Source organism: Chitinimonas sp. BJB300, assembly GCF_002735695.1.
Taxonomy (GTDB): Bacteria; Pseudomonadota; Gammaproteobacteria; order Burkholderiales; family Chitinimonadaceae; genus Chitinimonas.
In genome coordinates, this window is record NZ_PDZH01000194.1 from 1 (window position 1) to 5,052 (window position 5,052).

Here is a 5,052-nt window from a genome sequence, read left to right on the forward strand (position 1 = left end):
GCCTCACAGCTTGCTTGCGCCTTTCGTGCTGTTCTTGCCGCGACAGCTTGCGTCCGTCTTCTTTGTCCATTTCTATCAGTTGGGGGCGGACACCAATAAATCAACCCTTAGTTGCCGGGTGAATAGTATCAGCCAAGTCGGCATTAGAGAATTATCCCCTCAGCCGCACCGCTAATTTTTTAGCAAATTCTCACTATTATTTTTATTGAGATGAAAACTATCTTCATTTACTTAAAAATTTTACTCAAAATTAAAATAGTTCAATCTATTTTTACTCAACAGACAGGATTTTATTTATTAACTGGTAAATATTACACACTAACGTAAAAAAGTTACTTTTACTTGCTTTTAAATATAAACAGTTAAAATTTAATTAACAATTAATTTCAACAACTTATGAAAATAAAGCTCGTAAATTTCAATACGGCATAGCGATTGCCACTCTTAATTTGGCGCTGAAGGAATTATTCTTTTCCAAACCCATCGCTTGGCACTCCAGAGGCTTCAGCTGCTTACTCTGCTGATGGGTTTGGAAAATACACACTTCCTTGAAAGGAAACTGAAATGGCTACCACTCAAAGCAACAGCAGTAATCAAAGTAAACAAGGCAACAGCAACACCGGTAGCAACCGTGGCTTTGCCGCGATGGACGCAGAAAAGCAGCGTGAAATATCCAGTAAGGGTGGACAGGCAAGCCACCAAAGAAGCGCGGGCAGGGACGAAAGCAACGAAGATGATAGCGATAGTAAGTCCAGCAGCAAGACCGCCAGTAGCCAGCAGGCGGGCGAAAAATCGGGTGTTTCTGCACGCAGCAATAGCGCCGATACTGACGATAGTAGCCAGTCCCGGAGCAGTAGCAGTAAAGGGACACAAGGCGGAACGCACGAGCAGCATGTGCAAGCCGGTCGCCAAAGCCACAAAAACAGCTGAGGCCTGTTTGTAGACGATTGCGAGCAGTTATCCGGAAATTAAGACGTAGTGCTTAAGCCTTGATCATAAGCGCAGCAAGAACGGGAGCGGGTTCAGGCTTGCTCCCGATGAAAAAAGGGGATTGATTCCCTTTTTTCTTTTTCTACCTTCTTCTCTTCGGCATGCACATTGCTGCAGCAAGGTGAGCACAACATGTAAATGCGCAAAACCATAACTAGGAGAAGGCCCATGAAACGCCCCCACATTATTTTCAGTACGCTGGCCCTGCTAATTGCCCTATTGGGATTATCCGCTTGCGACAGTCATCACCTACCCCATACAGATACGGATGCCAGTAATGGTGTCTGGCGCGATGCTGCCGAAGACAGCCGGATAGCCGCCGGCATTGCAGCAGCCGCCGAAGAAGAGAAAAACAAAGGCAATGAAGCAGAAAACGACGTCGCTCTCACCTCCGAGGTAAAGACCGCGCTTGTAGACAAAGCTGGCGTTGGCACGCTCCGACTTGATGTGAGCAGTGACCAGGGGGTTGTCACCATCAACGGGACGGTACCCGGTTCGCAACAGAGCGATACAGTGCACAAGGTAACCAAAAACGTTCAGGGTGTTGAATCGGTCGAGAACAACGTCACTGTCAAAGGTCGATAAGGAAGGACGATATGGTCTACCGTGATAGGGCTGATTTGCCCAATAGTGTGCAACGTGTGCTGCCTGACCATGCCCAGGCTATTTATCTTGAAGCCTTCAACCATGCCTGGGACCAGTACAAAGAAAAGAAGGACCGCCGTGGGGGTGTCAGTCGAAAAGAAACAGCTCACAAGGTAGCGTGGTCTGCAGTTAAACGTGGTTATAAAAAAGATGAAGCGTCGGGTAAATGGTGGCAAAAAACTGAACGGAGCAAAAGAGAATCCGAACAGGAATGAGGCCGTAGCAAGGAGGCCTCGCCATTCTCCTTCTACTATGCGTTCTATTTGGACTGCGTTCATGCGCTGCCATTATCTTCCTGTCGTATTGGCCTGCAGTATGGGCTTGGCATCCTGCTCTTCACCACCGAGCCAGAACAGCGACAGCACACTGCTGGACCGGCATATCGCCTTCGAAGAAGCGTTGCTCGACAACACACCCTGGTGGTAGACAATCAAGTCAAGCTGCTGCAAGACGGCCCTATCACCTATACCGCCATGTTCGCTGCCCTGTCCCAGGCAAAAGACCAAATCAACATGGAAACCCATATTTTCGAAGAAGACGAAGTAGGTCGCCGCTTTGCAGAGTTGTTGGTGAAAAAACAAGCGGAAGGGGTTCAGGTCAACGTGATTTACGACAGCGTCGGCTCGTTAAACACGACCCGCGCTTTTTTTTTGACGACTTGCGCAGTGCCGGCATACGCGTCCTTGAATACGACCCGCTCAACCCGCTTTGGACCCGGAACAAATGGCTCGTCAATAATCGGGACCACCGCAAGCTGCTGGTAGTGGATGGTAAGGTGGCGTTTCTGTGCGGGGTGAATATCAGCAAGGTTTATTCACGGGGCTCGCATCTATTCAAGCGCCAACAATCCAAGGACGGGCAGATTCCCTGGCGCGATACTCACCTTCAAATCGAAGGGCCGGTAGTCGCCGATTTCCAGCGTTGCTTTCTATCCACCTGGCAACGCCAAAATGGCCCGCCCCTGGCCGAGCAACGTTATTTCCCCAGTTTGTCCCGTCAAGGCAAGGATTTGGTGAGAGCCATCCCCAGCGCCTTCAATGAAGCCTATAGCCAAGTCTATGTGGCACTTATTTCCGCCATCAGCCATGCGGAAAAGCAGATCTACCTCACCAACGCCTATTTCGTGCCAGATGAACAATTCCCGCAAGCGTTGATCGATGCCGCTAAGCGTGGGGTGGAGGTCCAACTGGTTGGTCATATTGGCTGTAGAGAAAGTAGTTTTTACACACCCGCTTGGCAAGACTTACTCCGTAGTAAATTCCCACCTTTCCTGCCATATAAATCAACCCATTGATTTATATGGCAGATTAAATCTGGCACACACCTTGCAAATAGAAAGTCATGGGTACCACCTGTTAAATACCCTACCAAATCTAAACCGTGAGGAACTTGCCATGAACTGGGATATCGTTGAAGGAAACTGGAAGCAATTCAGCGGCAAGGTACAAGAACGTTGGGGTAAATTGACCAATGATCATATTGACCAAATCGCCGGCCGCCGCGATCAATTGACGGGTCGCATTCAAGAGAGCTATGGCATTACCAAGGATGAAGCGGAACGCCAGCTCAAAGAATGGGAAAAGCTCAATTAATTAACGATTGCAGAAACCCGGAGGTTTTTTATTCGCCGGGTTTTTAATACTAAACCTGGAGGTAACCATCGTGAAAAATCTAATTACCATTTCATTAGGGGCATTGCTGATTGGCGCCGCCCCGGTCTGGGCCGCTGACACACCGCCAAAGGAATCCGTCGGCCAAGTGATAGACGACTCGGTGATTACAACCAAGATCAAAGCTGCTTTCCTGACAGACGAGACCCTCAAGGTCAATGAGATCAAGGTTGAAACCTATAAAGGCGTGGTGCAACTGAGCGGCTTTGTGCGCCAGAAACACGATATCGACCGCGCTATGGAAGTAGCCAAGACGGTTGTCGGTGTGAAGTCGGTTAAAAACGATCTCCACCATAAGACCTGATTGAGTTAATAAAATGTCAAAGCCCATTTATTTAGCAGAAAACCGCACGATGGGCGGCGGCATTGCCAATTACATAAGACAGCATGCCCGGGCAATCGTAGGCGCTACATTCGCCGCTTTGCTATGCGTATTGGGTGTCACGGCTTGTGACCAGATCGAGCAACGGCGAGAGCCTGCACCCGTGCCCAAGCCCAAGACTTCAGCCCCTATCTGGCATGGCCATTGGTGTCTGGGCCAGCCAATACAGCCTTCTCATGCTGTCTTTCCGTCAAAGCCTGTCGCGCTGAAAACGATGCACTGGTGTTAGCGCCTGTTCCAAGTCAGTAAGGGTTTGCCCATAGTGCACAGGTCATCAGGCCGCCACGGCTGGAAGGAGTTCTACCATGCTGCATTACGCCGCCGTTTTCTTTGTCATCGCCTTGGTGGCCGCCTTGCTGGGCTTTACCGGCATCGCCGCCGGCGCAGCAGAGATCGCCAAGATACTGTTCTTCCTCTTTATTATTATTTTCGTTGTCACACTGTTCTTGGGCGTTCGAAGTAAATCAAAGTGAAAGCTAGCCCCTGACAGACCCGGTTCTTGAAAGGAGAAATAGCATGAATGAAAGTAACACGACTCAAGGTTTTGGCGCTGCCGTCAACAAAGCCAAATCCGCCGTTTCCAACGCGGCGCAGTCGACCAAGGAGAAGCTCGCACAAGGCAGCCAGCGTTTGGGTGAGCGTTGTACCACGATGGAAGACGCCAATTATGAACTGGTAAGACGTTATCCCGGCTCCAGCTTGGCGGTTGCAGCGTTGGCCGGGGCGGCAATCGGTTATCTGATGTCCTCCCGTTCTTCGCGATAAATCACGGTGGTATAGGCCGTTACCCGGCGATATCCGCTAACGGGTTATCCATAAAAGGAGGCACTATGAATCGCAATAAAATTGCTGTCGTCCTAAGCGCCGGCGTCGCCCTTTTCATCAGTAGCGTCTGGCATGCCGAGCGCCGTCATCTGCGCGAAGCTGCTGATCGCAATTCCAAGAAAACGCTGCCTCATCATGCCGCCCAGCTTCACACCTGGGAAGGAGAAGGTGGCAATCTGCCGAATGTGCCACCGCCGTTACCGATGGCGGCCTCTGCACTCGGCTCGAAAGCAACCTCACACTAAGAACCTGTCTGCGATCTTACTGCGCAGCCGTGATCAGGGCTCATGTGCTGCTCAAAATCCTCATGTACCTATGTACATTCCGGTTTCTGCGCTGCGCTTCACCCTGCTGACGATTGCTCGCGACAGATCGTAAACAGGTTCTAAGGAATAGCCGTGTGCAGCGGCATGAATCGGCATAGGGGCGACCAGATGTTCTGGCCGACCCCTGCCACACCACCCGGCATGCGGGTCCGCACCGGGCGGTTGGAGCAGTTGAGGTCAATCTGCCTCCAATTGAAGCACATCGCCCGGTTTC

General features: G+C 50.6%; 11 protein-coding genes. 10 read left to right on the forward strand and 1 reads right to left on the reverse strand.

What is annotated here, in order from left to right; genetic code table 11:
* Positions 1-564: 564 nt before the first annotated feature.
* The 3 genes from CSQ89_RS19765 to CSQ89_RS19775 all read left to right on the forward strand — a co-directional run bounded on the left by CSQ89_RS19765 (position 565) and on the right by CSQ89_RS19775 (position 1,850).
* Positions 565-930 (forward strand): KGG domain-containing protein, encoded by a 366-nt coding sequence (locus CSQ89_RS19765; RefSeq protein ID WP_099407743.1) that lies wholly within the window; start codon positions 565-567, stop codon positions 928-930.
* Positions 931-1,158: 228 nt separating this feature from the next.
* Entirely contained in the window at positions 1,159-1,575 is a 417-nt protein-coding gene (locus CSQ89_RS19770) for a BON domain-containing protein (RefSeq protein ID WP_158229061.1), read from the forward strand.
* 11 nt (positions 1,576-1,586) lie between these two features.
* Positions 1,587-1,850 (forward strand): ChaB family protein, encoded by a 264-nt coding sequence (locus tag CSQ89_RS19775; RefSeq protein ID WP_099407745.1) that lies wholly within the window; start codon positions 1,587-1,589, stop codon positions 1,848-1,850.
* Positions 1,851-1,922: 72 nt separating this feature from the next.
* Here the strand turns inward: CSQ89_RS19775 and CSQ89_RS22625 are convergent, their stop codons facing one another.
* Positions 1,923-2,216, reverse strand: a complete 294-nt coding sequence (locus CSQ89_RS22625; RefSeq protein ID WP_158229062.1) for a hypothetical protein — start codon at positions 2,214-2,216, stop codon at positions 1,923-1,925.
* 77 nt (positions 2,217-2,293) lie between these two features.
* Here CSQ89_RS22625 and CSQ89_RS22630 point away from each other — a divergent pair, with 77 nt between their 5' ends.
* The 7 genes from CSQ89_RS22630 to CSQ89_RS19810 all read left to right on the forward strand — a co-directional run bounded on the left by CSQ89_RS22630 (position 2,294) and on the right by CSQ89_RS19810 (position 4,757).
* Positions 2,294-2,929 carry a phospholipase D-like domain-containing protein gene (locus CSQ89_RS22630; RefSeq protein WP_099407747.1) on the forward strand — a complete coding sequence of 212 codons (636 nt, stop codon included), beginning with the start codon at positions 2,294-2,296 and terminating at the stop codon, positions 2,927-2,929.
* 100 nt (positions 2,930-3,029) lie between these two features.
* Positions 3,030-3,227, forward strand: coding sequence for a CsbD family protein (locus CSQ89_RS19790; protein ID WP_099407748.1), 198 nt, complete (start codon positions 3,030-3,032; stop codon positions 3,225-3,227).
* Positions 3,228-3,297: 70 nt separating this feature from the next.
* Positions 3,298-3,609 carry a BON domain-containing protein gene (locus tag CSQ89_RS19795; protein ID WP_099407749.1) on the forward strand — a complete coding sequence of 104 codons (312 nt, stop codon included), beginning with the start codon at positions 3,298-3,300 and terminating at the stop codon, positions 3,607-3,609.
* Positions 3,610-3,622: 13 nt separating this feature from the next.
* Entirely contained in the window at positions 3,623-3,916 is a 294-nt protein-coding gene (locus CSQ89_RS22260; RefSeq protein WP_139022808.1) for a hypothetical protein, read from the forward strand.
* A 76-nt stretch (positions 3,917-3,992) separates the two neighbouring features.
* The gene (locus CSQ89_RS19800; protein ID WP_099407750.1) at positions 3,993-4,160 is read left to right on the forward strand and encodes a DUF1328 family protein; all 168 of its coding nucleotides are present in this window, start codon (positions 3,993-3,995) and stop codon (positions 4,158-4,160) included.
* 43 nt (positions 4,161-4,203) lie between these two features.
* A complete protein-coding gene (locus tag CSQ89_RS19805; RefSeq protein ID WP_099407751.1) occupies positions 4,204-4,452 on the forward strand; it encodes a hypothetical protein in 249 nt (82 codons plus the stop codon).
* Positions 4,453-4,517: 65 nt separating this feature from the next.
* The gene (locus CSQ89_RS19810; RefSeq protein WP_099407752.1) at positions 4,518-4,757 is read left to right on the forward strand and encodes a hypothetical protein; all 240 of its coding nucleotides are present in this window, start codon (positions 4,518-4,520) and stop codon (positions 4,755-4,757) included.
* Positions 4,758-5,052 lie beyond the last annotated feature (295 nt).

Excerpts from the sequence above, each read along its gene's own strand:
- CSQ89_RS19765 (WP_099407743.1), top strand. The coding sequence starts at position 565 with ATGGCTACCACTCAAAGCAACAGCAGTAATCAAAGTAAACAAGGCAAC.
- CSQ89_RS19770 (WP_158229061.1), top strand. The coding sequence starts at position 1,159 with ATGAAACGCCCCCACATTATTTTCAGTACGCTGGCCCTGCTAATTGCC.
- CSQ89_RS19775 (WP_099407745.1), top strand. The coding sequence starts at position 1,587 with ATGGTCTACCGTGATAGGGCTGATTTGCCCAATAGTGTGCAACGTGTG.
- CSQ89_RS19790 (WP_099407748.1), top strand. The coding sequence starts at position 3,030 with ATGAACTGGGATATCGTTGAAGGAAACTGGAAGCAATTCAGCGGCAAG.
- CSQ89_RS22260 (WP_139022808.1), top strand. The coding sequence starts at position 3,623 with ATGTCAAAGCCCATTTATTTAGCAGAAAACCGCACGATGGGCGGCGGC.
- CSQ89_RS19800 (WP_099407750.1), top strand. The coding sequence starts at position 3,993 with ATGCTGCATTACGCCGCCGTTTTCTTTGTCATCGCCTTGGTGGCCGCC.
- CSQ89_RS19805 (WP_099407751.1), top strand. The coding sequence starts at position 4,204 with ATGAATGAAAGTAACACGACTCAAGGTTTTGGCGCTGCCGTCAACAAA.
- CSQ89_RS19810 (WP_099407752.1), top strand. The coding sequence starts at position 4,518 with ATGAATCGCAATAAAATTGCTGTCGTCCTAAGCGCCGGCGTCGCCCTT.